This is a genomic window from Vibrio owensii CAIM 1854 = LMG 25443, from assembly GCF_000817815.1.
Classification (GTDB): domain Bacteria; phylum Pseudomonadota; class Gammaproteobacteria; order Enterobacterales; family Vibrionaceae; genus Vibrio; species Vibrio owensii.
Window position 1 is genome coordinate 69,747 of the sequence record NZ_JPRD01000005.1, and the last position, 26,539, is coordinate 96,285.

Annotated in this window: 24 protein-coding genes, 1 tRNA gene and 1 riboswitch; of the genes, 11 read left to right on the forward strand and 14 right to left on the reverse strand. The window is 45.9% G+C overall.

Going from position 1 to position 26,539, the window contains the following annotated elements; all coding sequences use genetic code 11:
• Positions 1 to 13: 13 nt before the first annotated feature.
• Together H735_RS01785 and rnt are read right to left on the reverse strand one after the other, a co-directional pair.
• The gene (locus H735_RS01785) at positions 14 to 1,339 is read right to left on the reverse strand and encodes a Na+/H+ antiporter family protein (protein ID WP_005444668.1); all 1,326 of its coding nucleotides are present in this window, start codon (positions 1,337 to 1,339) and stop codon (positions 14 to 16) included.
• Positions 1,340 to 1,367: 28 nt separating this feature from the next.
• On the reverse strand, positions 1,368 to 2,012 hold the full coding sequence (gene rnt, locus H735_RS01790) for a ribonuclease T (RefSeq protein ID WP_005439693.1): 645 nt from the start codon (positions 2,010 to 2,012) through the stop codon (positions 1,368 to 1,370).
• 307 nt (positions 2,013 to 2,319) lie between these two features.
• Between rnt and motY the strand changes: the two genes are divergently transcribed.
• The gene (gene motY, locus H735_RS01795) at positions 2,320 to 3,201 is read left to right on the forward strand and encodes a flagellar protein MotY (protein WP_020196363.1); all 882 of its coding nucleotides are present in this window, start codon (positions 2,320 to 2,322) and stop codon (positions 3,199 to 3,201) included.
• 103 nt (positions 3,202 to 3,304) lie between these two features.
• Here the strand turns inward: motY and H735_RS01800 are convergent, their stop codons facing one another.
• The 11 genes from H735_RS01800 to H735_RS01850 form a co-directional block, all read right to left on the reverse strand.
• Entirely contained in the window at positions 3,305 to 3,739 is a 435-nt protein-coding gene (locus tag H735_RS01800; protein WP_005439686.1) for a DUF2753 domain-containing protein, read from the reverse strand.
• A gap of 150 nt (positions 3,740 to 3,889) precedes the next feature.
• Positions 3,890 to 4,306 (reverse strand): lactoylglutathione lyase, encoded by a 417-nt coding sequence (gloA, locus tag H735_RS01805; RefSeq protein ID WP_020196364.1) that lies wholly within the window; start codon positions 4,304 to 4,306, stop codon positions 3,890 to 3,892.
• A gap of 31 nt (positions 4,307 to 4,337) precedes the next feature.
• On the reverse strand, positions 4,338 to 4,979 hold the full coding sequence (gene nth / locus H735_RS01810) for an endonuclease III (protein ID WP_005439684.1): 642 nt from the start codon (positions 4,977 to 4,979) through the stop codon (positions 4,338 to 4,340).
• 79 nt (positions 4,980 to 5,058) lie between these two features.
• Positions 5,059 to 5,751 carry an electron transport complex subunit E gene (locus tag H735_RS01815; protein ID WP_005439683.1) on the reverse strand — a complete coding sequence of 231 codons (693 nt, stop codon included), beginning with the start codon at positions 5,749 to 5,751 and terminating at the stop codon, positions 5,059 to 5,061.
• Positions 5,744 to 6,382 carry an electron transport complex subunit RsxG gene (gene rsxG / locus H735_RS01820; protein WP_005536427.1) on the reverse strand — a complete coding sequence of 213 codons (639 nt, stop codon included), beginning with the start codon at positions 6,380 to 6,382 and terminating at the stop codon, positions 5,744 to 5,746. Before rsxG ends, H735_RS01815 begins: the two co-directional genes overlap by 8 nt.
• Before the next feature lie 7 nt (positions 6,383 to 6,389).
• Entirely contained in the window at positions 6,390 to 7,436 is a 1,047-nt protein-coding gene (gene rsxD, locus H735_RS01825) for an electron transport complex subunit RsxD (protein ID WP_010449405.1), read from the reverse strand.
• On the reverse strand, positions 7,436 to 10,282 hold the full coding sequence (rsxC, locus tag H735_RS01830; RefSeq protein WP_020196365.1) for an electron transport complex subunit RsxC: 2,847 nt from the start codon (positions 10,280 to 10,282) through the stop codon (positions 7,436 to 7,438). The genes rsxD and rsxC overlap by 1 nt, the downstream gene beginning before the upstream one ends.
• A gap of 8 nt (positions 10,283 to 10,290) precedes the next feature.
• The gene (rsxB, locus tag H735_RS01835) at positions 10,291 to 10,884 is read right to left on the reverse strand and encodes an electron transport complex subunit RsxB (protein WP_005439677.1); all 594 of its coding nucleotides are present in this window, start codon (positions 10,882 to 10,884) and stop codon (positions 10,291 to 10,293) included.
• Between the two features lie 3 nt (positions 10,885 to 10,887).
• Entirely contained in the window at positions 10,888 to 11,466 is a 579-nt protein-coding gene (gene rsxA, locus H735_RS01840; RefSeq protein ID WP_005425202.1) for an electron transport complex subunit RsxA, read from the reverse strand.
• A gap of 312 nt (positions 11,467 to 11,778) precedes the next feature.
• Positions 11,779 to 14,076, reverse strand: coding sequence for a formate C-acetyltransferase (pflB, locus tag H735_RS01845; protein WP_020196366.1), 2,298 nt, complete (start codon positions 14,074 to 14,076; stop codon positions 11,779 to 11,781).
• A 389-nt stretch (positions 14,077 to 14,465) separates the two neighbouring features.
• Positions 14,466 to 14,541, reverse strand: a tRNA-Asn gene (locus H735_RS01850).
• Positions 14,542 to 15,098: 557 nt separating this feature from the next.
• Between H735_RS01850 and uvrB the strand changes: the two genes are divergently transcribed.
• The 3 genes from uvrB to luxU all read left to right on the forward strand — a co-directional run bounded on the left by uvrB (position 15,099) and on the right by luxU (position 19,202).
• Entirely contained in the window at positions 15,099 to 17,129 is a 2,031-nt protein-coding gene (gene uvrB / locus H735_RS01855) for an excinuclease ABC subunit UvrB (protein ID WP_020196367.1), read from the forward strand.
• A 328-nt stretch (positions 17,130 to 17,457) separates the two neighbouring features.
• The gene (gene luxO, locus H735_RS01860; RefSeq protein ID WP_005439670.1) at positions 17,458 to 18,861 is read left to right on the forward strand and encodes a quorum-sensing sigma-54 dependent transcriptional regulator LuxO; all 1,404 of its coding nucleotides are present in this window, start codon (positions 17,458 to 17,460) and stop codon (positions 18,859 to 18,861) included.
• A complete protein-coding gene (gene luxU / locus H735_RS01865; protein ID WP_020196368.1) occupies positions 18,858 to 19,202 on the forward strand; it encodes a quorum-sensing phosphorelay protein LuxU in 345 nt (114 codons plus the stop codon). The genes luxO and luxU overlap by 4 nt, the downstream gene beginning before the upstream one ends.
• Before the next feature lie 97 nt (positions 19,203 to 19,299).
• On the opposite strand, the gene H735_RS01870 is transcribed toward luxU, so the two are convergent.
• Positions 19,300 to 20,193 (reverse strand): YvcK family protein, encoded by an 894-nt coding sequence (locus tag H735_RS01870; RefSeq protein ID WP_020196369.1) that lies wholly within the window; start codon positions 20,191 to 20,193, stop codon positions 19,300 to 19,302.
• Between the two features lie 175 nt (positions 20,194 to 20,368).
• A riboswitch (molybdenum cofactor riboswitch) is annotated at positions 20,369 to 20,502 on the forward strand.
• On the opposite strand from H735_RS01870, the gene moaA reads away from it, so the two are divergent.
• The 7 genes from moaA to oppB all read left to right on the forward strand — a co-directional run bounded on the left by moaA (position 20,491) and on the right by oppB (position 26,532).
• Positions 20,491 to 21,480: a GTP 3',8-cyclase MoaA gene (moaA, locus tag H735_RS01875; protein ID WP_020196370.1), complete on the forward strand. Its 990-nt coding sequence runs from the start codon at positions 20,491 to 20,493 to the stop codon at positions 21,478 to 21,480. (Overlaps the previous riboswitch by 12 nt.)
• 100 nt (positions 21,481 to 21,580) lie before the next feature.
• Positions 21,581 to 22,093: a molybdenum cofactor biosynthesis protein B gene (moaB, locus tag H735_RS01880; RefSeq protein ID WP_005433210.1), complete on the forward strand. Its 513-nt coding sequence runs from the start codon at positions 21,581 to 21,583 to the stop codon at positions 22,091 to 22,093.
• Positions 22,094 to 22,119: 26 nt separating this feature from the next.
• A complete protein-coding gene (gene moaC / locus H735_RS01885; protein ID WP_005439664.1) occupies positions 22,120 to 22,596 on the forward strand; it encodes a cyclic pyranopterin monophosphate synthase MoaC in 477 nt (158 codons plus the stop codon).
• Positions 22,596 to 22,853, forward strand: a complete 258-nt coding sequence (gene moaD / locus H735_RS01890; RefSeq protein ID WP_020196371.1) for a molybdopterin synthase sulfur carrier subunit — start codon at positions 22,596 to 22,598, stop codon at positions 22,851 to 22,853. The genes moaC and moaD overlap by 1 nt, the downstream gene beginning before the upstream one ends.
• A 1-nt stretch (position 22,854) precedes the next feature.
• On the forward strand, positions 22,855 to 23,310 hold the full coding sequence (gene moaE / locus H735_RS01895) for a molybdopterin synthase catalytic subunit MoaE (RefSeq protein WP_020196372.1): 456 nt from the start codon (positions 22,855 to 22,857) through the stop codon (positions 23,308 to 23,310).
• 561 nt (positions 23,311 to 23,871) lie between these two features.
• Positions 23,872 to 25,503 carry an ABC transporter substrate-binding protein gene (locus tag H735_RS01900; RefSeq protein WP_020196373.1) on the forward strand — a complete coding sequence of 544 codons (1,632 nt, stop codon included), beginning with the start codon at positions 23,872 to 23,874 and terminating at the stop codon, positions 25,501 to 25,503.
• 108 nt (positions 25,504 to 25,611) lie between these two features.
• Positions 25,612 to 26,532 (forward strand): oligopeptide ABC transporter permease OppB, encoded by a 921-nt coding sequence (gene oppB / locus H735_RS01905; RefSeq protein ID WP_005433208.1) that lies wholly within the window; start codon positions 25,612 to 25,614, stop codon positions 26,530 to 26,532.
• Positions 26,533 to 26,539: the final 7 nt, after the last annotated feature.

The following is a 26,539-nucleotide window of genomic DNA, read 5'->3' on the forward strand; positions in this document are numbered from 1 at the left end:
TTTAATGACGCGATTACAGCACCATTGCAGCAATCCAACCGAAGATGATCAGAGGGATGTTGTAGTGGATAAATGTCGGTACTACGGTTTCCCAAATGTGCTCGTGCTGACCATCGGCGTTTAGACCCGATGTTGGACCTAACGTTGAGTCAGAAGCAGGAGAACCCGCGTCACCTAGAGCTGCTGCTGTACCTACTAGTGCGATTGTCGCCATTGGTGAGAAACCAAATGCTAGTGAAAGCGGCACATAGATAGTTGCAAGGATTGGAATCGTAGAGAACGATGAACCAATGCCCATTGTTACCAACAGACCAACGATCAGCATAAGTAGTGCTGCAAGAGGCTTGTTGTCACCGATGCTGGTTGATAGCGATTGTACCAGTGTTTCAACGCCGCCAGTTTGTTTCATTACTGCAGCGAAACCTGCCGCTGCAATCATAATGAAGCCAATCATTGCCATCATGTGTACACCTTTAGTGAACACGTCGTGCGTCTCTTTCCATGCGATAACACCACCGAAAGTGAACACCATGAAGCCTGCTAGTGCACCGATGATCATTGAGCCCGTGTATAGCTGTACGCTTAGCGCAGCAAGAATACCTAAGCCTGCAACCACGATATGCTTTTTGTTTAGCTTCTCTTCAGATTCTTGAACAACGGTCAGTTCAGTCTCTTTGTATTCACGAGGTTTACGGTAGCTAAAGAAGATCGCAGTTAGAAGACCAAACAACATACCTGCGCCCGGCAACAGCATTGCTGTCGGTACTTGGCTTGCCACAACGTCTGTTAGACCATTGTCATGCAAGTTCTTCAATAGGATGTTGTTTAGGAAGATGCCACCAAAACCGATTGGTAGAACCATGTATGGCGTGATCAAACCAAAGGTAAGCACACAAGCAACCAAACGACGGTCCAGCTTCAGCTTAGCGAATACGCCCAAAAGAGGTGGAATCAAAATTGGAATGAAGGCGATATGTACCGGAATCACGTTTTGAGATGACATGGTAACAAGTACAAGAGCAACCAATACTGCGTATTTTAGACCCGTAGTCGACGCAGAGCTCTCTTTACCATTTAGGCGCTTGATAACGCTTTTTGCCAGAAGGTCAGTGATGCCAGAACGAGAAATCGCAACAGCGAAAGTACCTAGCATTGCGTAGCTTAGTGCGATAGTCGCACCGCCACCTAGACCGCTTTCAAATGCAGCAACCGTATCCCCAAGGCTCATGCCTGCAACAAGGCCACCAACGATGGCACTAAACGTGAGGGCGACCACCACGTTTACGCGCATCAATGCTAACACGAGCATGACGCACACAGATATAACGACAGGATTCATACTTTTCCTAATATGTTGTGTTTATTTATTATTCTTCGTCGACAAGCGGCCAACCGCCTAGGGCCTTCCATTTGTTGACGATGCCACAGAATAACTCTGCAGTTTGTTGTGTATCGTAAAGGGCAGAATGTGCCTCACGATTGTCGAATTCCATCCCTGCAGCTTTACATGCTTTAGCGAGAACAGTTTGACCATAAGCAAGCCCACTTAATGTTGCGGTATCAAAAGTGGCAAATGGATGGAAAGGGACTCTTTTTAGTTTGCAGCGCTCGTTAGCTGCATTAACAAAACTTAAGTCGAAAGCAGCGTTGTGTGCCACCATGATGGCGCGCGAACAATCGGCCGCTTTTTGCTCTTTACGGATCAGCTTGTAGATTTCTTTGAGTGCTTCTTGTTCTGAAACTGCTCCACGTAAAGGGCTGAATGGGTCACGAATACCATTGAATTCAAGGGCTTCTTTTTCTAAGTTCGCGCCTTCGAAAGGTTCGATATGAAAATGAATGGTCGAGGCAGGATGCAAATCGCCATTTTCATCCATGCTAAGGGTAACGGCGCAGATTTCTAAAAGTGCATCAGTTTGAGCATTGAAACCTGCGGTCTCAACATCAACTACCACTGGAAAATAACCACGAAAACGTTTTTTCAGGGTCAGAGCTTCATTTTCTATTGTCATGTTGGCTTATATTTGTGTGACGAAGGCTGCATTATTGCAGATTCTACCGATGAGAAAAACCGCAATTTCGGAGAAATGTAGAATTCTATTCCTCCGTTAACCAGTAAGGGTTATAACCAAAAACAAGGTAGTCGGTCACCTGTTATTCTCGCGATGTTATTTACCATTTTATGCTCTTGCCAAAGTGAGTGTTAACTCCTTATAACCCCTTAAAAATTCCATGTTGGCGGGATTTTTGCATTGTTCTGCATGTTTTCAATTGATTCATGTAAGCGGCAATAGACTGCCGTTTGAGAGAAGTACTTAGATGAATAAATGGCTAGTAACCAGTGGTGTCGTGATGTCTTTGCTTAGCGCGAACAGTTTTGCGTCGATGGGGAAGCGTTATGTTGCTACACCGCAGCAATCACAATGGGAAATGGTGATGAACACGCCATTGGAATGCCAACTTGTGCATCCTATCCCTGGATTTGGTGACGCGGTATTTTCGTCTCGTGCGAGTAAAAAGATTAACTTAGATTTTGAGCTAAAGATGCGTCGCCCTATGGGGGAAACGCGTAATGTTAGTTTGATTTCTATGCCACCACCTTGGCGTCCGGGTGAGAATGCCGACCGTATTACCAACCTGAAGTTCTTTAAGCAGTTTGATGGCTATGTTGGCGGGCAAACTGCTTGGGGAATTCTGTCTGAGCTAGAAAAAGGGCGCTACCCAACGTTTAGCTACCAAGATTGGCAGAGCCGTGATCAACGCATTGAAGTCGCGTTGTCCTCGGTATTGTTCCAAAGCAAATACAACGCTTTTAGTAACTGTATTGCTAACTTGTTGAAGTACAGTTTCGAAGATATCGCCTTCACGATTCTTCACTATGAACGCCAAGGCGATCAGCTAACTAAAGCCTCGAAGAAGCGTTTGTCGCAAATTGCTGATTATGTTCGTCATAATCAAGATATCGATTTGGTGCTGGTGGCGACTTACACCGATTCAACGGATGGTAAGAGCGCAAGTCAAAGCTTATCGGAGCGACGTGCTGAGTCATTACGTACTTACTTTGAGTCGCTAGGGCTATCTGGAGATCGCATTCAAGTGCAAGGTTACGGCAAGCGTCGTCCAATTGCAGACAATGGCTCACCAATTGGTAAAGATAAAAACCGTCGTGTAGTAATTTCGCTGGGACGTACTCAGGTCTAACTGAAGTTAACCAATAAAAACGCCAGAGTTTGACTCTGGCGTTTTTGTATCCGTTTGACGTTGTTTATTTTATTCGTTGCCGCTTAGCATTGTGTCATGTGTTTTAGTTTAGGCGGAACTTAGCGATGATTTCACAATTGGTCGCAGTATCGATTTTCTCGACTTGTTTTGCGATTGCAGGGTTGGGGTGGCGCTTCATGAAATCAATCAGTGCTTTTGTGCAACAGCCAATGGAATCAATAAAGCTTGCACAATCTTTGTTTGGGCATTGAGGGATAAGAGTGAGCACTTTTTCTGAAGCCAGTTGAAGGTATTTGAGTTCATATTCGGTATCACCAGCCCAACGCCAGAATTGGGCGAGGTTATGGCATGAAATCACCGAAATCAATAATCTCTCGTCGGCTTCTATTTCCACGCATTCGCTAATATCTTCACTCAGGCTAAGGGCTTGCTGGTAATGAAGAATGCTGCGAACAGGGTCATCTAGTTGAAGTGCAGTATCGGCTAGAAGTGTGTGTTTTTCCCATTCACTGATCATTATCGTGTCCCACATATCGATGTTGCGGATAAATCTAAACGATAATTATTATCAAGTAAAGTAATTTGTTGATAAAAGAAAGGCAGGTCTCAGACCTGCCTGCAAAAACATCGCGTGTTTCAATATAGCGTGTTTCAATAAAAGAGCTTGTTAGCCTTCTAGTCCTGCTGACGCTTGTTTGTTTTGAATCAACTCAATCATGTAGCCATCAGGGTCTTTAACGAAAGCGATATGTGTTGTACCGCCTTTTACTGGGCCGGCTTCACGAGTGACATTGCCACCTGCTGCTTTGATTGCGTCGCAAGTTGAGTAGATATCGTCTACGCCAATTGCGATATGGCCAAATGCAGAGCCTAAGTCGTACTCGGTTGTACCCCAGTTGTAAGTTAGCTCAATGACGGCACCTTGAGACTCATCACCGTAGCCTAGGAATGCCAGCGTGTACTCGTACTCTTTGTTTTCATTGGTACGAAGTAGCTGCATGCCCATTACTTCAGTGTAGAACTTGATAGATTTGTCTAGATCACCCACGCGTAGCATGGTGTGAAGAATTCGACCGTTTGACATTATTTGCTCCTAGCGATTGTTTCAGACGGGTTTATTCGTCTGGGTACACTTTTTCTTTATATTCACAGAGATCTTCAATGATGCAGCTACCACAGCGCGGCTTTCTCGCCACACAGGTATAGCGACCATGAAGGATCAGCCAGTGGTGTACATCAAGCTTAAACTCTTTTGGCACCACTTTAAGAAGTTTTTCTTCTACGTCGTCGACGGTTTTACCCATCGCAAACTTTGTACGGTTAGAAACACGATAGATGTGCGTGTCCACCGCGATAGTTGGCCAACCGAAGGCGGTATTCAGTACCACGTTAGCTGTTTTACGACCGACACCCGGCAAAGCTTCAAGTGCTGCACGATCTTCTGGCACTTCGCCGTTGTGCTTCTCTAGCAAGATCTTACAAGTCTTGATGGTGTTTTCGGCTTTTGAATTAAACAGACCGATGGTTTTGATGTATTCCTTTAAACCATCGACACCCAAATCAAGAATGCCTTGTGGTGTGTTCGCTACAGGGTAAAGCTTGTCTGTTGCTTTGTTTACACTTACGTCTGTCGCCTGCGCAGAAAGCAGTACGGCGATAAGCAACTCAAACGGTGTGCTCCAATTGAGCTCCGTCTGAGGATTGGGATTGTTTTCTCGGAGTCGTTCGAGAATTTCAATTCTTTTGACTTTGTTCATTGCTGACTTCCAAACCCGTCTTTGCGGTTTATGAAAAAGGCCCTACGAGTGGTAGAGCCTTGATTTTAGAATTCTTATATTATGCGTTAGTTACGCGGGCGCGCTCAATGGCTGGTTTTTCTTCTTTCGGTTGACGTTCCTGAATTGAGCTGTCGATAACGTTTTTCAACGCAATCAAAAGCCCTACGCCGATAAACGCACCTGGCGGCAACAATGCCAGTAAGAAGCTGCTATCGAAGTGGAAAACTTGAATACGCAGTGCCGCAGCCCAGTCACCCAATAATAGGTCTGCACCATCGAACAAGGTGCCGTTACCGATAAGTTCACGCATAGCACCAAGTACAACCAATACCGTTGTCATACCGAGACCCATCCAGAAACCATCCAATGCTGCTGGCAATGGATCATTCTTCGAGGCGTAAGCTTCCGCACGGCCGATGATAATACAGTTGGTTACGATCAGTGGGATGAAGATGCCCAGAGATAGATACAATCCGTAGGCATAAGCGTTCATCAAGAGTTGAACACAAGTTACCAAGGCTGCGATGATCATAACGAAGACCGGAATACGGATTTCTTTTGGCACGTAGTTACGAATCAGTGAAACTGTCAGGTTAGAACCGACAAGCACCAACAACGTCGCAATACCCAAACCAAGGGCGTTGGTAATGGTAGAAGAAACCGCAAGTAGAGGACACAAACCCAGAAGTTGTACTAGGGCAGGGTTGTTGCTCCACATGCCGTTTTTCATTAGCAGTTTATTTTCACTCATGGTTGCCTCCTGCGCAGTCTAGGGGCTGATTCAGAATCTCATCACGAGACTTATTTACGTAGTTTACTGTGTTTCTCACCGCTTTCACTACCGCACGAGGGGTAATAGTTGCGCCAGTAAACTGATCGAAATCGCCACCATCTTTACGAACTCGCCAAGAATTCCAGTTACTTTCTGTCACTTGCTTACCAGTGAAGCTCAAGATCCAATCCGTAACGCGTAAATCAATTTTATCACCCAATCCCGGCGTTTCTTGATGGCTTAGGATACGAGTACCAAGGATCTTGCCTTGGTTATCGATGCCGGTGATGATTTTGATTTCACCGTTGTAGCCATCTGGTGCGATGGACTCAATTGCCATTGCCGTTGGTTGACCATCTTTGGTGGCAATGTAAGTTGGCATCGAGCGAACCGTACCTAGATCGGGCGCAGATACCATAGTACATGCCGCAACAAGGTTGTTGTCATGCATTTCTTCCGGAATCACTTGGTTAAGAACCGACAGCAATTGCTTTTGTTCCTGAAGCTTAATTTGATCTTTTGTTAGGTACTGAGTCAGTGCCACAAGACCGGTTGTTGCACAGGCGAAGATCGCCAATGTCAGACCATTTTTTCTAATAGCGGTTAACATGTTTACCTCAGTGACCGTAAGTTCTTGGTTTGGTGTAGTAGTCGATCAACGGTACACACATATTGGCAAGCAGAACGGCGAACGCAACGCCATCTGGGAAGCCACCCCAACTACGAATAATGAATACCAACGCGCCGATCAGAGCACCGAAAATCAAGCGACCTTTCACGGTCGTTGATGCTGAAACAGGATCGGTAGCGATAAAGAACGCGCCTAACATCGTTGCACCTGATAGTAGGTGGAAGATTGGTGACGCGGTTTCTCCCGGCATGATCAAGCTAAACACGGTACTGAACAGTGCCAAGCTACCTAGGAAACCAACAGGAATGTACCATTGGATGATGCGCTTTTTGATCATCACTAGGCCACCAACCAAGTAAGCTAGGTTTACCCATTGCCAACCGATACCCGCAAGTCCGCCAAACATTGGTTGTGATAGCACCTCACTCGGCGTAGCACCAGTATGAATACCAGTTTTGAATGCATCTAATGGGGTTGCCATTGTTACGCCATCCACGCCGGCACGAACTTGTTGCAGTGACAAACCATCAAAGTCATAGCCAGTGAAGATAAGAGACAACGCGTCTGCAAAAGTCACGTGCTCAGACATCAATGAAACAGGTGCGCTCCAGCTTGTCATTTGGACAGGGAAGGAGATAAGCAATACAACGTAAGCGACCATTGCTGGGTTAAATAGGTTTTGACCAATACCACCGTATAAGTGCTTTGCAATAACGATGGCAAAAATCAAACCGATAACCATGATCCACCAAGGGGACCATGGTGGGATTGCTACGGCTAATAGCCATGCTGTCACGATGGCACTGTTATCACGTAGTGCTCGTATTGGAGAACGCTTACGCACAAGCATGACTAATGCTTCAAGTGACACTGCGACCGCAATAGCGAACACGAGTTGAATGATGGTGCCCCAACCAAAGAAATAGGTTTGAGCCACTAAGCCAGGAATAGCGCACAGTGCTACCCATTTCATTAAATCAGGCGTGCTGCGACGGCTGTGAGCGTGTGGTGAACTGGCAATAAAAAACGACATTACTCGTTCTCCTCAGTATTGTTCTTATTCGCTTCTTGCTGAGCTTTACGTGCTTTAGCGCGAGCAATGGCAGCGGCAACAGCAGCTTTCTTTGGATCCACTTCTGGATCTTCATAAGGAGCTTCCGCTTCAACAGATTCTGTTTGTGCTTCTTGCTGTGCTTTACGTGCTTTGGCACGAGCAATAGCAGCGGCAACCGCGGCTTTCTTCGGATCCACTTCTGGTTCTTCAGAAGGGGCTTCCGCTTCAACCGATTCCGTTTGTGCTTCTTGTTGGGCTTTACGCGCTTTAGCACGAGCAATGGCTGCGGCAACAGCGGCTTTCTTCGGATCTTCTGCTTGTTCAGCAGGTGTTTCCACTTCTGCAGATTCAGTAGGGCCTTCTTGTTGAGCTTTACGCGCTTTAGCACGAGCAATGGCAGCAGCAACCGCGGCTTTCTTTGGATCTTCAGCTTGATCAGCAGGTGCTTCCGCTTCTACAGATTCAGTAGAACCTTCTTGCTGAGCTTTACGCGCTTTAGCACGAGCAATGGCAGCAGCAACAGCAGCTTTCTTCGGATCTTCAGCTTGTTCTGCAGGCGCTTCCGTTTCTACAGATTCTGTAGAACCTTCTTGTTGAGCTTTACGCGCTTTAGCACGAGCAATGGCAGCAGCAACAGCAGCTTTCTTTGGATCTTCTGCTGGTTCAGCAGGCGCATCCGTTTCTGCAGACTCAGTAGAACCTTCTTGCTGAGCTTTACGTGCCTTAGCGCGAGCAATAGCAGCGGCAACTGCAGCTTTCTTTGGATCTTCAGGTTGTTCTGCTGGTGTTTCCGCTTCTGCAGATTCCGTAGAGTCTTCTTGCTGAGCTTTGCGCGCTTTTGCACGAGCAATCGCTGCAGCAACTGCGGCTTTCTTCGGATCTTCAGCTTGTTCAGCAGGAGTTTCCGTTTCTACAGATTCGGTTGAATCCTCTTGTTGTGCCTTTTTCGCTTTAGCTCTGGCGATAGCTGCCGCGACGGCCGCTTTTTTGTCACCAGCTTCAGCAGGTGTTGATGCGTCCTCTTGTTGAGCTTTCTTCGCCTTAGCACGGGCAATCGCTGCTGCAACCGCTGACTTCTTATCGTCAGCATTATCTGTAGCTGCGTCGCCTTGTTCTTTTTGCGCTTTGCGTTCGCGAGCAAGACGTTTGCGTTCTTCGCGTAGCTTAGCCATTTCTGAATTATCAGGCTCTGCTGCGCCAGACTGAGCCGCGGCCGCTTGTTTGGCTTTTGCTTTGGCAATCGCGGCTGCAACCGCTGGTTTCACTGCTGGCTCGGCTTTCGCTTCAGTATTCTCTTTTTGTGCTTTCACGCGAGCGATGGCTGCCGCAATCGCATCGTCACCGCCAGAGGCTTTCATGTCTTTACGACGATCATCCGCGGCTTTCTTAAAGCGATTTTCACGTTCTGCTTTCTCGCGTTCCATACGCGCTTTTTTCTCTTCAAAGCGCAGCTTAGCTCGTTCAGCTGCTGCCGCTTCTTGAGCGCGTGTACGGATTTCAGCTTTCGCTTGACGATAGTATTGAACCAGTGGAATTTCACTTGGGCACACAAACGCGCACGCGCCACATTCAATACAGTCTTTTAAGTTCAGCTCTTCGAGCTTTTCGTATTCTTGGCTTTTTGCATACCATTGAAGCTGCTGTGGCAATAGCGATGCAGGGCACGCTTCCGCACATTGGCTACAACGGATACATTCCATTTCGTATTGGTCAGAAGCGATCTCACGACGCTTCGGTGCCAGAATACAGTTTGCTGTTTTAGTGATAGGGACCTGAGCGTGGGGTAGGGTAAAGCCCATCATTGGACCACCCATGATCAGGCGCTGCAGTTTCTTATCTGCTTTGTAGCCAAACTCGTCTAACAGTGCTTGTACTGGCGTACCAAGTAGCGTCCAAACGTTACGTGGTTGCTTGAAGGTCTTACCCGTCAGAGTCACGATGCGATTTACTACAGGTTCGCCATCGATCACTGCACGTTTAATTGAGTAGAGAGAACCAACGTTTTGAACCAGGATGCCAATATCGGCAGGGATAGCGCCGCTAGGAACTTCTTTGTTGGTCAAAATCTTGATGAGCTGCTTCTCACCACCAGAAGGGTATTTGGTTGGGATAACGCGGATCACGATGTCTTTGTTCATCGCCGCTTGTTCCAGCGCTTTGATTGCTGCTGGCTTGTTATCTTCAATACCAATGATGGTCAGTTTTGGCTTGAGGATATGCTCGACGATCTCGATACCTTGGATCAGTTCGTCTGCATGTTCCTGCATGAGTTTGTCATCGGCGGTGATGTAAGGCTCACATTCTGCCGCGTTAACGATAAGAATTTCGGTACGTGCAATACCCGATTGGATCTTCTTAGCCGTTGGGAAGCCTGCGCCACCCATGCCAGAGATACCAGCAAGGCGAATCACATCGATCAACGCATCTGCAGATTCTTGGGTGTAATCGGCAACTGGCGTTTTCTCACACCAAGTATCGTTACCATCAGGTGTAATCACTGCGCACAGTTCGCTTAAACCCGATGGGTGCGCAACAGTGCGTGGCTCAATAGCTGTAACCTGCCCAGATGTTGGAGCATGAACAGGAACGGTGAAACCACTGTCTGACGCCGTTAGCTGTTGACCTTTCAACACTGTGTCACCAACAGCAATCAATAGATTACCTGCTTTACCGATGTGTTGTTTTAAAGGTAGGACGATTTCCGACGGAATGGCGGCATGAACCAATTCAGTTTTGTTGGATTGCTTTTTGTTTTCTGCCGGATGCACGCCGCCTGGGAAATCCCATAGCGAACCAGTACGAATTTGTTCAATCAAAGACAACATACGAAACCTTATTTAATTGAATCAGTCACGTTCGCTGCGTTGGCAGCATCCGTAATGTTAACCACTGGAATTGCGTTAAGTTTCCATTTCCAGCTCTCTGTGGTGGTTTCCACAGGAATCATTTCAATACAGTCAGTTGGACAAGGCGCAACGCACAAGTCACAACCCGTACATTCGTCTTTGATCACGGTATGAAGGGCTTTAGTACCACCAACAATCGCATCCACAGGACACGCTTGAATACACTTGGTACAACCGATACACATGTCTTCATGGATGAAAGCAACGGTTTTGACTTTGCTGTCGAGATCGTGTGCCGACTCTTCCGCTTCGACGCCCATCAGATCTGCTAGTTTTTCGATGGTTGCTTGACCACCTGGAGGACATTTATTGATTTTGTCGCCGTTCGCGATCGCTTCAGCGTATGGACGACAACCTGGGTAGCCGCACTGACCACACTGAGTTTGCGGGAGAATAGAGTCGATTTGATCGACAATCGGATCCGCTTCGACTTTGAAGCGAATCGAAGCAAAACCGAGTATCGCCCCGAATACAGCGGCGAGGGCAGCAAGAGCGATGATCGCAATTAAAATCGTACTCATCGTTTACTTCACCAAACCTGTAAAGCCCATAAAGGCAAGAGACATAAGGCCTGCGGTGATCATCGCAATCGATGCGCCTTTAAATGGCACAGGTACATCAGCTGCAGCAATACGTTCACGCATTGACGCAAATAGGATAAGTACCAAAGAGAAGCCAACCGCAGCGCCAAAACCGTAAATGATCGATTCGATAAAGTTGTGGTTTTCATTGATGTTAAGTAGAGCAACACCCAGAACCGCACAGTTCGTTGTGATCAGAGGTAGGAAGATACCTAACAGACGATACAGCGTCGGGCTGGTTTTGTGCACGACCATTTCAGTGAACTGTACAACAACAGCGATCACCAAAATAAAGCTCATGGTTCGTAGATATTCGATGCCCAGTGGACGCAAAACATAGCTTTCCACCAAGTATGCACACACAGACGCGAGCGTTAGTACAAAAGTTGTAGCTAAGCCCATGCCAATTGCTGTTTCCAGTTTTTTAGACACGCCCATAAAAGGACACAAGCCTAAAAACTTCACCAGTACAAAGTTGTTCACCAGCACAGTGCCGACCAACAACAAAATATATTCGGTCATAGTTATTACGTTCTTAAAATCCGATCCCAATATTATCGTGTTTTGTGACACCAATAACAACCAGAGAACGGTGTGGTTTTATGCACCCGATGGAAAATTATACGTGTATGTGATGTGAGTGGATGAATTAATAAGAAATTGAAAAGTTTGGTGAATGGTTGTTAACAAAGAAAAACGCAATTACCGCCACTGATTTAACGCACGCGTTGTTGATGGTTTTGGTATCACTTCGTATGGTTCGCCAGAAACGACAAAAGCTCATACCCCTAATGAGTTAGAGGTATGAGCTTTGATTATTTTATAATCTTGCGATTACAGTTTTTCTGTGAAAGTTCGGCTGATCACGTCTTGTTGTTGCTCTCGAGTTAGCGAGTTAAAACGTACTGCGTAGCCGGACACTCGAATCGTCAACTGAGGGTATTTCTCTGGATGTTCAACCGCATCCAATAACATCTCTCGGTTAAGAACGTTGACGTTAAGGTGTTGGCCACCTTCAATCGCAATGCCTTCGTTGCTTGCTTCGTGATGGAAGTAGCCATCCATTAGCGCCGCTAGGTTTTTCTTCTGACTTAATTCATCTTTACCCAGTGCGTTAGGCACAATTGAGAAGGTGTAAGAAATACCATCTTTCGCGTAAGCAAACGGCAGTTTAGATACCGATGCCAAAGACGCAACCGCACCTTTTTCATCACGGCCGTGCATTGGGTTTGCACCTGGGCCAAAAGGCATACCTGCGCGACGGCCATCTGGTGTGTTACCCGTTTTTTTGCCGTAAACCACGTTAGATGTGATCGTTAGGATCGATTGAGTTGGCACTGCTTCGCGGTAGGTGTGCATCTTCTGAATTTTCTTCATGAAGCGCTCAACCAGATCACAAGCGATGTCATCAACACGGGCATCGTTGTTACCAAATTTTGGATAATCACCTTCGATTTCAAAATCAACGGCGATGCCATCTTCATCACGAACAGGCTTCACGGTCGCGTATTTAATTGCCGCCAAAGAGTCAGCGACAACAGACAGACCTGCAATACCACACGCCATAGTGCGGTGCACGTCGCGATCCATTAATGCCATCAGTGATGCTTCGTAGCTGTAACGGTCATGCGAGTAATGGATGATGTTCAACGCTGTGACATATTGCGTTGCAAGCCATTCCAACATGTTGTCGAAGCGTGGCATCAAAGCGTCAAAGTCGAGAATTTCATCTTGAACTTTGTCCACGACTGGACCCACTTGCGCTTTCGATTTTTCATCGATACCACCATTGATGGTGTAAAGCAGTGCTTTTGCAAGGTTGGCACGTGCACCAAAGAATTGCATGTGCTGACCAACAATCTGCGGGCTCACACAACATGCGATCGCGTAGTCGTCATTGTCGAAATCAGGACGCATTAGATCGTCGTTTTCGTATTGAACAGAAGAGGTATCAATCGACACTTTTGCAGCGTATTGCTTGAACGCTTCAGGTAATTGCTCTGACCAAAGAATCGTCATGTTTGGTTCAGGAGCAGGACCCATAGTATGTAGCGTATGTAAGTATCGGAATGTCGTTTTAGATACTAGTGTACGGCCATCAACCCCCATACCTGCCATTGCTTCTGTTGCCCAGATTGGGTCGCCAGAGAACAATGAATCGTATTCTGGTGTACGAAGGAAGCGAACCATGCGCAGTTTCATGATGAAGTGGTCGATCATCTCTTGCGCTTGTGATTCATCAATCAAGCCATTTGCGATATCACGCTCTAGGTATACGTCTAGGAAAGTCGATGTACGACCTAATGACATTGCTGCGCCATTTTGTGATTTAACTGCGGCCAAGTAACCAAAGTAGGTAAATTGAATCGCTTCTTGCGCTGTTTTTGCAGGTAGCGACATATCAATGCCGTATTTCAAACCCATTTGACGAATGTCTTCAAGCGCTTGAACTTGGTCTGCAATTTCTTCGCGTAGACGAAGCGTTTTCTCAAGATCGCCACCGCGCTCTAGGAAAGTTTGTGTCGAGTTGTATTGCTCTTTTTTGTCCGCTTTTAAGAAGTCGATACCGTAAAGGGCGATACGACGGTAGTCACCAATGATACGACCACGGCCATAGGCATCAGGAAGACCAGTGATGATACCTGATTTACGACACGCAAGGATTTCTTTGGTGTAAAGATCGAAACACGCTTTGTTGTGAGTTTTACGGTATTCAGTGAAGATCTTTTCTACGGTTGGGTCTAGCTCTCGACCGTACACTTCGCACGAGTTTTTCACCATACGAATGCCGCCATTGGCGATAATGGCACGTTTGAGTGGCTGTTCGGTTTGTAAGCCAACGATCTTTTCTAAATCTTTGTTGATGTAACCCGCATCGTGAGAAGTAATCGTTGATGGCAGATCGGTATCGAAATCAACAGGCGCGTGTGTGCGGCTTTCTTGTTTAATGCCTTCAAGCACTTGGTTCCACAATGCTGACGTAGATTCACTTACCTCAGCTAAGAAGGACTCGTCTCCTTCATAAGGGGTGTAGTTTTTTTGGATGAAGTCACGAGTGTTGACAGCATTTTGCCATTCACCAGCAGCGAATCCAGTCCATGCGTCAAGCATATCAGTCGTCGGAATAGTCATTAGTAAATCCCTAAGTTATTGATAAATAGAATGGAGGCGACGAGTAGGACGGAACCATTCTTAACCCTTTCAATCGTATGGACTTACCATCTATGAGTAAGATGAATGCTTTTTATTTTTCAAATGACTAAAATGCATTAATATTTAAATCATAGGTTTATGGTTGGCTTTTGCTTTTGGAACCACACATTTAATGTTTGGTATCGTGAATTTATCGGCGAATTAAAAGTAAAACAGAGTAATGAGCAGATTTGCCGTCATTCGAATTAGGAAGAAGCGGTGTGCATGAAGAGATTGTGTAACTGTATTTACTAAGCTTATTTGTGCTGAGATTCTAGAGGAGCAGATACGAAAAAGCCGCGTCTTTCGACACGGCTTTGTTTGGAATTTGGCTCCTCCTGCTGGATTCGAACCAGCGACCTGCGGATTAACAGTCCGTCGCTCTACCGACTGAGCTAAGGAGGAATTGCTTTGCTTGAAAGCGGGTCGAATCTTACCGAGCACCTATATTTCTGTCAACACCTAAAAAACACATTTCTAGTAAAAAATAATGGAATTTTATCTTTACTTTCTTGTAATCCTTGCCAGTAAAGGGCTGGAGTTACTTATCCACCAAATTTGTGGATAACTATGTTGATGAGATCTGAGTAAAGATCTTTTATATGCAATAGTGTTGTTTTGTTTTGAATTTTTAAGCAGAAATAGGCACTGAATAAGCAAATAAAACAGTGATTTATTTAGATTGACGCAGAATTAGTTAAAGTGGATAAAATTCAGCCTTTTGGGGATAAAGGATAATATTAGGTCTTTCTGGGGAAAAGTTGTGGAAATTAAATTGTGATGATTTGGGGAGTATCACCAAGTAGGGCGAAAGACTATAACAGAGTCACCAGACTAAGGCTAGATCAAAATAGAGAAAGCACAAAAATTAGTAACAATGAGCTATAAATCTAAAATAGACGTAGATTTCATCTAATAAGGTGTATATATACAGCCAAAGTGCAGTAAATTTGAGGAAGGGTATGAGTAAAGTTTATGAACTGGTCTCTGAGTATCAACCATCCGGTGATCAGCCAACCGCGATTAAGCAGTTGTTAGAAGGGTTAGATGCAGGTCTTGCTCATCAGACATTATTGGGCGTAACTGGCTCTGGTAAAACATTCACACTGGCAAATGTTATCGCAGAAGCACAGCGACCAGCGATTCTTCTTGCCCCTAACAAAACCTTAGCTGCTCAATTGTACGGCGAAATGAAGTCTTTCTTCCCCAATAACGCGGTGGAATACTTTGTGTCGTACTACGACTACTACCAACCAGAAGCGTACGTTCCGACCACGGATACCTTTATAGAGAAAGACGCTTCAGTTAACGCGCATATTGAACAAATGCGTTTGTCCGCTACAAAAGCACTACTAGAACGTAAAGATACCATTATCGTCGCGTCGGTATCGGCTATCTATGGTTTGGGTGATCCTGAATCGTATCTGCAAATGATGTTGCACCTACGTCGCGGTGATGTGATTGATCAGCGCGATATGCTACGTCGCCTTGCAGAGTTGCAATACTCGCGCAATGACGTCGCATTTGAACGTGGCCAGTTCCGCGTTCGTGGTGAAGTGATTGACATCTTCCCAGCCGAATCAGACCAAGATGCTGTACGCGTAGAGATGTTTGACGATGAAGTCGATTGCATCAGCGTATTCGACCCATTGACTGGTGTGGTCAAGCAGCGCGACCTCCCGCGTTATACTATTTATCCAAAGACGCACTATGTTACGCCACGAGAACGTATTCTTGATGCCATCGAAAGCATTAAAGACGAGCTTGAGGTACGTAAGAAGCTGCTACTGGATAACAACAAGCTTCTAGAAGAACAACGCATCAGCCAACGCACCCAATTCGATATCGAGATGATGAATGAGCTGGGCTTCTGTTCAGGTATCGAAAACTACTCTCGTTACTTGAGTGGACGAGCTGAGGGTGAGCCACCACCGACACTATTTGACTATTTGCCTCACGATGGTTTGCTGATCATCGATGAGTCCCACGTGACAGTTCCGCAAATTGGTGCCATGTATAAAGGTGACCGTTCACGTAAAGAGACGCTGGTCGAGTTTGGTTTCCGCCTGCCTTCTGCATTGGATAACCGTCCGATGAAGTTCGAAGAGTTTGAAGCAATTTCTCCGCAGACGATATTTGTCTCGGCGACACCGGGTAACTACGAGCTTGAAAAATCAGCCGATGAAATTGCTGATCAGGTGGTACGTCCGACAGGTCTACTTGACCCAGAGTTGGAAGTACGTCCGGTAGCGACTCAGGTTGATGATTTGCTATCTGAAATTCGAATTCGAGCGGCGAAAGATGAGCGCGTTCTAGTGACGACGTTAACCAAGCGCATGGCAGAAGACTTGACCGAATACCTACATGAGCACGATGTGAGAGTTCGTTATCTTCACTCTGATATTGATACGGTAGAACGTGTTGAAATTATTCGCGACCTTCGTTTAGGCGAGTTCGATGTGCTGGTAGGGATCAACTTGTTACGAGAAGGGTTGGACATGCCAGAAGTTTCACTAGTGGCAATCCTAGATGCGGATAAAGAAGGTTTCTTGCGCTCTGAGCGTTCACTGATCCAGACCATTGGCCGTGCGGCTCGTAACATCGAAGGTAAAGCGATTCTGTACGCGGATTCGATCACTAAGTCGATGAAGAAAGCGATGGACGAAACTGACCGTCGCCGTGAGAAGCAAAAAGCGTATAACGCAGAGATGGGTATTGAGCCTCAGGCTTTGAAGCGCAATATTAAAGACATCATGGAATTGGGTGATATCACTAAGTCGAAGCGTCAGCGCAATACTAAGCAAGTGCCGCTATCGAAAGTGGCAGAACCTTCGCAAACCTACGAGATTATGTCTCCACAGCAGTTGGAGAAAGAGATCAGTCGTTTGGAAGCAGCGATGTACCAACACGCTCAAGAGCTTGAGTTTGAGTTGGCAGCCCAAAAACGTGATGAGATAGAGAAGTTGCGCGCTCAGTTTATTGCCAATAGCTAATTCAACGTACCCCTTAATGCCCTAGTGCTTGTGTCTACAGAAGACGGTGCTTGGGCATTTTATTATTCCCTGTTCAACAGACAAAAAAGAAGCCAATAGGCAGTCGGGTCTATTGGCTCGTTTTGTGAACATGTCGTTCACTAACAACGTCAGTTGGCTAGGTGACCCGAGGGGTCACTATTTATACAGCATGGTTTGTGCCATTATTTAACCTGTTGATATTCGGTTTAATTTGGTTAGAATACCCACAATCCAACAAATGATTATTTGCAAAATGCAAAGCGTAATGCGATTATTATTTAAAACATAACAAAAAATCGGCTAGGCTATGCAACAAATAACAGAAGGTCAAAAGTCTCGTTATCTACTAATGGTAGAAGACACCGCATCCGTTGCGGCATTGTACCGTTCTTACCTGACGCCTCTCGGCATCGATATTAATATTGTTGGAACAGGCAGAGACGCCATCGAAAGCCTGAACCATCGAATTCCCGATCTGATTCTGCTCGATCTCCGCTTACCTGATATGACGGGGATGGACGTATTGCACGCGGTGAAGAAAAGCCACCCAGACGTGCCAATCATCTTTATGACAGCTCATGGCTCTATCGATACTGCGGTAGAAGCGATGCGTCATGGTTCTCAAGACTTCTTAATCAAACCATGTGAAGCGGACCGTCTCCGTGTCACGGTGAACAACGCAATTCGCAAAGCAACCAAGCTTAAGAATGAAGCGGATAACCCGGGTAACCAAAATTACCAAGGCTTTATCGGCAGTAGCCAAACCATGCAGCAGGTTTACCGTACCATTGACTCCGCTGCGAGCAGTAAAGCGAGTATTTTCATCACGGGTGAAAGTGGTACCGGTAAAGAAGTGTGTGCCGAAGCCATTCACGCAGCAAGCAAACGTGGTGATAAGCCGTTTATCGCTATTAACTGTGCTGCGATCCCAAAAGATCTAATTGAAAGTGAATTGTTTGGTCACGTAAAAGGCGCGTTTACCGGTGCTGCGAATGATCGCCAAGGTGCGGCTGAGCTTGCCGATGGTGGCACGTTGTTCCTTGATGAATTGTGTGAAATGGACTTAGATCTTCAAACTAAGTTATTGCGCTTTATCCAGACGGGTACTTTCCAAAAAGTGGGCTCTTCAAAGATGAAGAGTGTTGACGTGCGATTCGTATGTGCGACCAACCGCGACCCTTGGAAAGAAGTGCAAGAAGGCCGTTTCCGTGAAGACTTGTACTACCGTTTGTACGTGATTCCTTTGCACCTTCCACCGTTGCGTGAGCGCGGCGAAGACGTGATTGAAATTGCGTATTCGCTACTGGGCTATATGTCTCACGAGGAAGGCAAGAGTTTTATCCGTTTTGCACAAGATGTGATTGAACGTTTCAACAGTTACGAATGGCCGGGTAACGTTCGTCAGTTGCAAAACGTACTGCGCAACATTGTGGTACTGAACAACGGCAAAGAAATTACTCTGGACATGCTGCCCCCACCACTGAATCAACCAGTGGTTCGTCAATCGATTTCAAAATTTATTGAACCTGAAATCATGACGGTGTCAGACATTATGCCGCTTTGGATGACTGAAAAAATGGCCATCGAGCAGGCGATTCAGGCGTGTGACGGCAACATTCCACGCGCTGCGGGCTACCTAGATGTCAGCCCTTCGACGATTTATCGCAAGTTGCAAGCTTGGAATAGCAAGGACGAAAAACAGAACGTATGAGTACGGACGTATTAAATCAGCAAAAAATTGAAGAACTCTCTGCCGAAATTGGCCGTGACAATGTTCCTGTTTTGCTTGATATTTTTCTTGGGGAAATGGATACCTACATCAGCAACCTATCCACTCTTGTAGGTACTGAGCAGTTGGTTTACTTAAAAGAGATAAGCCACGCGTTGAAGAGCAGCGCAGCGAGTTTTGGTGCAGATCGACTGTGTGAACTGGCTATTGCCATTGATAAGCAAGCCAAAGCAAATCAGTTGGCAGAGCAGGGGAATGAAGTTGGTGAAATGCTCGATTTACTGCATGTGACTCGCGATACTTACCGCTCTTGGACAAAGTAACCAACTCAGATAACCAAATAAAGCAATAACAGCTGTTTATAAACACGAAGCCCTTCCGATGTAGAAGGGCTTTTTTATGAACTTTGCTTACTGATGATTAATCAGTGAGTAACTGGCTCTCAATGGCAAGCTTCAGCTTTTCGCGGTCGTGACGCCAATCGCGGTTAGTAGACGCCAATGATTCAGTGACAACGTTCCAGTTATCTAGAACTTCTTGTTCGGTCTCTTCGGCCAATACGACATCTATTCTTCTGCCTTGGCAAGCGCGCTCACACCATTCAAGCTTTTGCTTCATCGTCATTCGACCGGCAGGGCCATATTCCGGGCTTAAGTTCGCCACAAAAATCACTTTCGCTTTTTGGTTAGCGGCAATCGCTTTACCAAGTTCTGGCAATAGTAGTGGCGGCATGATGCTTGTTAAGAAGCTGCCAGGGCCAAGAATAATGACGTCTGCTTCTGCCAGTGCAGTCACGGCTTCTTTCGTTGCAGGAACTTCTGGTGATAGATCGAGGCGACGTAAATCGGTGTCCATCTCATCAACGTTGGTTTCACCCGTCACCCACTGCCCATCCACTGACAACGCGGTGAGATCGGAAGGGTGCTCAGACATAGGAAGAATGTGAACGTCCACTTTCAGCATGTTGCGGATAAGGTTGATCGCATCGAGAGGGCGTACCGATAGGTTATCCAGTGCGGTCAGCATTAGGTTACCGAGGTTGTGTCCGTCGAGTTCACCAGTGCCTTTAAAGCGGTATTCGAACATCATCGAACTGATCGATGGCTCGGTGATCAACTGGTTGATACAGTTGCGCGTGTCACCCCAAGCAATGCCACCCTGACAATGACGGATACGACCAGTTGAACCACCGTTATCGGTTGTCGCCACAATGCCCGTTGCATTGCTGCCAAAATCTTTTAATGCCGCCAACATACGGCCCAAACCGTGACCACCGCCAACTGCGACCACTTTCTTATCGGTGTAGATATTCATTACGTTCTTCTAATAATCTTGTAAAAAACGACTACAATTTAACTTAATGAGTGCCAAAGGGGTACTCACTAAGCGGTAAATTGTGTTTCTAGAGAGTTTTTTATCACTCAAGTCTGGATTCCATTACAAATATTAAGTATTTTACACGGCAAAGCTATCAGGGGTTTACCTCCTCTGGTTGCCATAACTCCGAGCTCACTATGCTAAGTCTTAGGATAAGCGTCTTGAGCCAGTGACATACTGTCACAAGGGCATACTTGGAAATGATTATGCCTCCCGTGTTTGGAAAGGTGTTCCGTGGCGCAACAATTCGAAGACAAATTTCATCGTAAGTTCTATTACTTGCGTCTGTCAGTGACTGACGTTTGTAATTTTAAATGTACCTATTGCCTTCCTGACGGCTACAAGCCATCGGGCAATAAGAACTCGTCATTTCTTTCTCTCCCAGAGATCAAACGTGTTGTAAAAGCGTTTGCAGATTGTGGTACCTCAAAGGTACGTATCACAGGTGGTGAGCCGAGTTTACGCAAAGACTTTACTGACATTATCCACTCAGTAGCAACCACGCCGGGTATCAAAAAGGTCGCGACAACGACCAATGGCTACCGTATGACAAAACAAGTTGCTGACTGGCGTGAAGCTGGCTTGACCAACATCAACGTGAGTGTGGATAGCCTTGACCCACGTATGTTCCATCAAATCACAGGTGAAAATAAGTTCACTGAAGTGATGAATGGTATCGAACGTGCATTTGAAGTGGGTTATGAGCAAGTCAAAGTTAATGTGGTACTAATGAAAGACCTCAACCACAACGAACTACCTGCTTTCCTCAACTGGATTAAAGACCGTCCTATCCAACTGCGTTTTATCGAGCTAATGCAGACGGGAGAAATGGATGATCTGTTTGCTAAGCACCATGTTTCTGGTGTCGCTATCCGCAATCAATTAATTGCCAATGGTTGGTTACTCAAAGTACGTTCTCACAATGATGGCCCTGCACAGGTATTGGTTCATCCAGATTACAAGGGTGAAATTGGCCTGATCATGCCATATGAAAAAGACTTCTGTGAGAGCTGTAACCGACTTCGTGTCTCCGCTTTGGGTAAACTGCATCTGTGTCTGTTCGGTGACCATGGCGTGGAACTGCGTGACCTACTAGAGCGTGACGAGCAAGAAAATGAATTGATTGAACGTATTCAAGCGCAACTGCAAACGAAATCCGTGAGTCATTTCTTGCACGATGGCAACACAGGTATGACGCCACATCTCGCGTCTATCGGCGGTTAATTCCAATCAGATTTCACATCAGGAGCTGACGTGGCTTTCGATGATTTTTCCAGAATCGATACTCTGCGTATCAAAGCAAAAATAGAGAATAGGTGAACAAATGGGTCACGCTGAAAGCAAATTTCAACCTGCAAACATTGCCGTTCTGACGGTATCTGACACTCGTACTGAAGAAAACGACACCTCTGGTGGTTACCTAGTTGAACACGCAAAAGAAGCGGGTCACAACGTAGTGGATAAGCAGATCGTTATCGATGACATGTACAAGATCCGCGCGATCGTTTCTCAATGGATTGCAGACGAAAATGTACAGGCAATCATGATCACTGGCGGTACGGGATTCACCTCACGTGACAGCACGCCAGAAGCACTTAAGCCACTATTTGATAAAGAAGTAGAAGGTTTTGGTGAACTATTCCGTTTGGTTTCTTACGAAGAGATTGGTACTTCAACCATTCAGTCTCGTGCGATCGCTGGTTTCGCTAACCACACTGTTATCTTTGCAATGCCAGGTTCTACTGGTGCGTGCCGTACTGGTTGGACGAAGATCATCAAGCAACAGCTAGATGCAAGCCATCGTCCTTGTAACTTCATGCCACACCTATCTGTATAACCTTTCCTAAAAGCGAAGGAAAAACAATGACCCAATTTACACATATCAACGCGTCTGGCGAAGCTAACATGGTGGACGTATCAGCAAAAGCGGAAACCGTTCGTGAAGCACGTGCTGAAGCGTTCGTGCACATGGCTCCAGAAACATTGCAACTTATTGTTTCAGGCCAACACCACAAAGGTGATGTGTTTGCGACGGCTCGTATTGCTGGTATTCAAGCAGCTAAGAAAACATGGGATTTGATTCCTCTTTGTCACCCTCTGTTACTTTCTAAGGTTGAAGTTCAACTGGAAGCTATCGAAGCAGAAAACAAAGTACGTATCGAATCTGTATGTAAGCTAGCGGGTAAAACAGGCGTAGAAATGGAAGCGCTGACGGCGGCTTCAGTGGCGGCGTTAACGATTTACGATATGTGTAAAGCGGTGCAGAAAGACATGGTTATTGAACAAGTTCGTCTCCTAGAGAAGACGGGCGGTAAATCTGGACACTTCAAGGCGGAATAATGATTAAAGTACTTTTCTTTGCTCAAACGCGAGAGCTAGTTGGTATGGATGGTCTAGAACTTGAAGGCCAGTTTGATAATGTAGAAGCCATTCGAGCTCATCTTGTTGAGTCAGGTGCTGACAAAGAAGGCAAGTGGGATTTAGCGCTAGAACCAGGTAAGTTACTGTCAGCGGTAAACCAGTCTATCGTACCTTTAGATACAGCAGTGAAAGCGGGTGATGAAGTTGCCTTCTTCCCACCGGTAACAGGGGGCTAATATGGATCCTCGCGTTTCTGTACAAGCTGAAGACTTTTCGGTCGATCAAGAGTACCAACGCCTGTCAGAAGGCACGTCTTCTGGTGCGGTAGTGACCTTCATCGGTAAAGTTCGAGATATGAACCTTGGCGACAATGTGATTGGTCTTCACCTAGAGCATTATCCGGGTATGACGGAGAAAAGCCTGATCGACATCTGTGATGAGGCGGAATCTCGTTGGCCTTTGTTAGGCGTTCGTGTTATCCATCGTATTGGTGATCTCGATACTGGTGACCAAATCGTTTTTGTTGGTGTGTCTAGTGCACACCGTGGTGCGGCATTTGATGCTTGCGAGTTCATTATGGACTTTCTAAAGACTAAAGCACCATTCTGGAAAAAAGAGCGCACCACCAGTGAAAACCGCTGGATTGAGTCTCGCGATACCGATCATCGAGCTGCACAGCGCTGGGAAAAGTAGGGCAGTTTTTTATTCTGCTAGCAAATCGTTCAAAGCCAGATGTTAATAGCGTCTGGCTTTTTGTTTTTTTAGCGTAAAAAGCGAGCTCACTTTCTACTCCCACTTGCCGTCAAAACCACCATTTTTCCTCTCTTTCTCCTCTCGGTGACCTTGTTCACAATAAAAAATATCGAACGAGATATATGCAATTATTAATTAGGCTCAATGTGTCATAAATGTTAATTTTTGTACATATATCTAGCATAAGATGCTATCAAAGAGTTTGAATTTAGATTTATCGAAAGTTTTGCCTGTCAAATGACCATGCGAATCTGTATTTCTCTACTCAATACTTTTTGTGCGGTATTTATTGCTAAATATGGGCACTATTTACAGAATTATTAGTTTTTTTGCTACATTTTTATGGCAAATTACTTCAATGGTTGCTAATGTGTGCCGCAGTCTTTGTAAGGTTTTAGTGTTTTGTGCTCAAAAAGTGCGCTAAAAAATTCTAAAATTCTGACCGTTCCAGTCCCTTGCAGAGAAGTCATGGATGCTAATGAAAAACTTGGAGTTTTACGCATGTATAAGAACAAAATCCCCCAAGCCCTTCTTCTAGGTGCAGGTCTGGCAGTGGCTGCCTCTTCTACTACCGCTTTCGCTGCTGACGTTCCAGCAGGCACTAAACTTGCTGAGAAACAAGAAATCGTTCGCGGTAACGGTACCGAAGTTGCAACAATTGACCCGCACAAATCTCAAGGTGTTCCAGAGTCGCATGTGATTCGTGATCTCCTTGAAGGCTTAGTGAACCAAAATGCAGACGGCGATACTATCCCTGGTGTAGCCGAGAGCTGGGAAACCTCAGACAACAAAACTTTCACTTTCCACCTACGTAAAGACGCTAAATGGTCTAACGGCGATCCTGTAACAGCACAAGATTTCGTATACAGCTGGCAGCGTGCAGTCGATCCTGCAACCGCTTCGCCATACTCTTGGTACATGGAATACACCAAGATGAAAAACGCGAAAGACATCGTTGCGGGCAAAAAAGACAAGAGCGAGCTAGGTGTTAAAGCGACAGACGACCACACACTTGTGGTTGAGCTAGACACAGCGGTTCCTTACTTTGTAATGATGGCTGGTCACACAACAATGAAACCAGTACATAAAGCGACAGTTGAGAAGTTTGGTGATCAATGGACGAAACCAGAAAACTTCGTAGGTAACGGCGCTTATGTAGTAAACAACTGGGTTGTGAACGAGCGTCTAGAGCTTGTTCGTAACGAACAGTACTGGGATAACGACAAAACCGTTATCAACAAAGTAACGTACCTTCCAATCGAAAACGGCGTTGCTGAAATGAACCGTTTCCTATCTGGTGAAATCGACTTCACGTCTAAACTGCCGACTGAGCACTTTAAGCGTCTGAAGAAAGAGCACCCAGAGTCAGTATCGGTTGAAGGCAGCCTGTGTACTTACTACTACTCATTCAACACTAAGAAAGAGCCTTTCAACGACGTTCGCGTTCGTAAAGCAATTTCTTACGCTATCGACCGTAACATCGTAGCAAACGCGATTCTTGGCCAAGGCCAGAAGCCTGCTTACTTCCTAACGCCTGAAATCACTGCGCACTTCAACCCTGAGCTTCCAGCTTACGGCAAGATGACGCAAAAAGAGCGTAACGAAGAAGCGGCACGCCTATTGGCAGAAGCGGGTTACGGCAAAGACAACCCTCTTAAGTTCTCTCTTCTATACAACACAGATGAGAACCACAAGAAACTGGCAGTAGCGCTTGGTTCTATGTGGAAAAAAACTCTAGGTCTAGACGTAACGCTAGAAAACCAAGAGTGGAAAACTTACCTATCTACGAAAGATCAAGGTGATTTCGAAGTAGCACGCGCTGGTTGGTGTGGCGACTACAACGAAGCATCTTCATTCCTAACCCTTATGGTTAGCTCGAACACAACTGGTGGTCAGCACTGGGGTAACAAAGAGTACGATGCTCTGATCGACAAAGCGATTAAGTCGACTTCAGAAGAAGAGCGTACCAAGATCTACCTAGAAGCTGAGCAACTGATGGCTCAAGATATGCCTATCGCGCCTATCTACCAGTACGTTCGTTCTCGTCTACTAAACCCGCACGTTGGTGGTTTCCCTGCTAACAACGCGGAAGAAAAGATCTACACCAAAGATCTTTACATCAAAGCAGACTAATTAAAGTCGCTTCAAGACTATAAGAATAAGGCCCACACGTCCCAACAACGGGACGTGCGGTGCCTATCATCAATTTTTTTAACTGTCACAGACTGAAAGAGTGAGTTTATGCTTAAATTCATCGCAAAAAGGATATTTGAGGCGATCCCAACAATGTTGGTTTTGATCACCGTATCTTTCTTTCTTATGCGTTTCGCACCGGGTAACCCATTCTCGAGCGAGCGTCCATTACCGCCAGAAGTTATGGCGAACATTGAAGCCAAATACGGCCTAGATAAGCCAGTATTTGAGCAGTACACCACGTACTTGACTAACGTTGTCCAAGGCGACTTTGGTCCTTCATTCAAATACTTAGATTACACAGTAAACGAGCTAATCTCGGTAGCACTACCAGTATCGGCGAAGGTGGGTTTCATTGCCTTTATCTTCACGGTCATCCTGGGGGTGACGATCGGGACCATAGCCGCGCTCAAACAAAACTCGTGGCTTGACTACACCATTATGTCTACGGCGATGCTTGGGGTAGTAATGCCATCCTTCGTGTTGGCGCCAGCTTTGATTTACTTGTTCTCGCTCCACTGGAATTTATTCCCTGCAGGCGGTTGGCATGATGGTTCATGGCAATATTTGGTGCTGCCAGTGATTGCAATGTCACTGCTTTATGTCGCCACGTTTGCTCGTATCACTCGTGGTTCAATGATCGAGACATTGAACAGTAACTTTATCCGTACTGCCCGTGCGAAAGGTCTAAGCTACCGTTACATCATCCTGAAACACGCATTAAAACCAGCCCTACTTCCTGTAGTGTCTTACATGGGACCTGCGTTTGTCGGCATTATCACCGGCTCGGTAGTTGTTGAGACTATCTTTGGTCTGCCAGGTATTGGTAAGCTGTTTGTAAACGCAGCCTTCAACCGTGACTACTCGCTAGTAATGGGTGTAACCATTCTGATTGGTTTCCTATTCATCTTGTTCAACGCTATCGTTGATATTCTGCTAGCAATGATTGACCCGAAAATTCGCTACTAACAGGGAA

Bases quoted from the DNA above. Each gene is read 5' to 3' on its own strand.
- H735_RS01785 (WP_005444668.1), bottom strand. From the start codon at position 1,339: ATGAATCCTGTCGTTATATCTGTGTGCGTCATGCTCGTGTTAGCATTG.
- rnt (WP_005439693.1), bottom strand. From the start codon at position 2,012: ATGACAATAGAAAATGAAGCTCTGACCCTGAAAAAACGTTTTCGTGGT.
- motY (WP_020196363.1), top strand. From the start codon at position 2,320: ATGAATAAATGGCTAGTAACCAGTGGTGTCGTGATGTCTTTGCTTAGC.
- H735_RS01800 (WP_005439686.1), bottom strand. From the start codon at position 3,739: ATGATCAGTGAATGGGAAAAACACACACTTCTAGCCGATACTGCACTT.
- gloA (WP_020196364.1), bottom strand. From the start codon at position 4,306: ATGTCAAACGGTCGAATTCTTCACACCATGCTACGCGTGGGTGATCTA.
- nth (WP_005439684.1), bottom strand. From the start codon at position 4,979: ATGAACAAAGTCAAAAGAATTGAAATTCTCGAACGACTCCGAGAAAAC.
- H735_RS01815 (WP_005439683.1), bottom strand. From the start codon at position 5,751: ATGAGTGAAAATAAACTGCTAATGAAAAACGGCATGTGGAGCAACAAC.
- rsxG (WP_005536427.1), bottom strand. From the start codon at position 6,382: ATGTTAACCGCTATTAGAAAAAATGGTCTGACATTGGCGATCTTCGCC.
- rsxD (WP_010449405.1), bottom strand. From the start codon at position 7,436: ATGTCGTTTTTTATTGCCAGTTCACCACACGCTCACAGCCGTCGCAGC.
- rsxC (WP_020196365.1), bottom strand. From the start codon at position 10,282: ATGTTGTCTTTGATTGAACAAATTCGTACTGGTTCGCTATGGGATTTC.
- rsxB (WP_005439677.1), bottom strand. From the start codon at position 10,884: ATGAGTACGATTTTAATTGCGATCATCGCTCTTGCTGCCCTCGCCGCT.
- rsxA (WP_005425202.1), bottom strand. From the start codon at position 11,466: ATGACCGAATATATTTTGTTGTTGGTCGGCACTGTGCTGGTGAACAAC.
- pflB (WP_020196366.1), bottom strand. From the start codon at position 14,076: ATGACTATTCCGACGACTGATATGCTTGACGCATGGACTGGATTCGCT.
- uvrB (WP_020196367.1), top strand. From the start codon at position 15,099: ATGAGTAAAGTTTATGAACTGGTCTCTGAGTATCAACCATCCGGTGAT.
- luxO (WP_005439670.1), top strand. From the start codon at position 17,458: ATGCAACAAATAACAGAAGGTCAAAAGTCTCGTTATCTACTAATGGTA.
- luxU (WP_020196368.1), top strand. From the start codon at position 18,858: ATGAGTACGGACGTATTAAATCAGCAAAAAATTGAAGAACTCTCTGCC.
- H735_RS01870 (WP_020196369.1), bottom strand. From the start codon at position 20,193: ATGAATATCTACACCGATAAGAAAGTGGTCGCAGTTGGCGGTGGTCAC.
- moaB (WP_005433210.1), top strand. From the start codon at position 21,581: ATGGGTCACGCTGAAAGCAAATTTCAACCTGCAAACATTGCCGTTCTG.
- moaC (WP_005439664.1), top strand. From the start codon at position 22,120: ATGACCCAATTTACACATATCAACGCGTCTGGCGAAGCTAACATGGTG.
- moaD (WP_020196371.1), top strand. From the start codon at position 22,596: ATGATTAAAGTACTTTTCTTTGCTCAAACGCGAGAGCTAGTTGGTATG.
- moaE (WP_020196372.1), top strand. From the start codon at position 22,855: ATGGATCCTCGCGTTTCTGTACAAGCTGAAGACTTTTCGGTCGATCAA.
- H735_RS01900 (WP_020196373.1), top strand. From the start codon at position 23,872: ATGTATAAGAACAAAATCCCCCAAGCCCTTCTTCTAGGTGCAGGTCTG.
- oppB (WP_005433208.1), top strand. From the start codon at position 25,612: ATGCTTAAATTCATCGCAAAAAGGATATTTGAGGCGATCCCAACAATG.